A 536-nucleotide genomic window follows, 5' to 3' on the forward strand; every position below is an offset into this window, starting at 1 on the left:
TTTAGTAACCAATTTAGTTGCGGTGCCATTATCAGGCTTTGTTTTGTATGGAGAATTAATAATGCTTTTGTTTGCATGGTGGCCTGCTGCTGCTCATTTCTTCGGAAGCATTACCGGATGGTTAATTACGGTGTTAAACAATTTTATTCAGCACATAAACAATTTGCCTTTCGCGGTTTGGCAAAACTTACAAATTAATATGCTGCAAGCTGTATTATTGTTTTTATTACTGGCTTTTGCGGGAAGATGGTTGTTAAATAAAAAATCATCAGCGTTAATAAGCAGTTTAGTTGCGGCTTCTTTGTTTTTATGTGTAAGGTGTATTGATTTTATTAAAAGAGAAAAGCAACAAAAAATTATTGTGTACAATGTACCTCAACATAAAGCCATTGATATTATTGAAGGAAGAAATTATCAGTTTATTGGTGATAGTATTTTGCAGGAAGATGGTTTTTTAAGAAATTTTCACCTGCAACCATCCCGTATAAAACACAGAATTAAACCCGTTAATTCAGTTCAATCCGCTTCCATTCAGC

At 33.8% G+C, this 536-nt stretch carries 1 protein-coding gene; it reads left to right on the forward strand.

Annotation, left to right across the window (positions count from 1 at the left end):
* Positions 1-536: ComEC/Rec2 family competence protein (locus E3E36_RS11430; protein WP_167895533.1), on the forward strand; the 536-nt coding region annotated here is incomplete at both ends.

The sequence above is a fragment of the Thermococcus sp. M36 genome (assembly GCF_012027355.1).
In the GTDB taxonomy this organism is placed as follows: Archaea; Methanobacteriota_B; Thermococci; order Thermococcales; family Thermococcaceae; genus Thermococcus.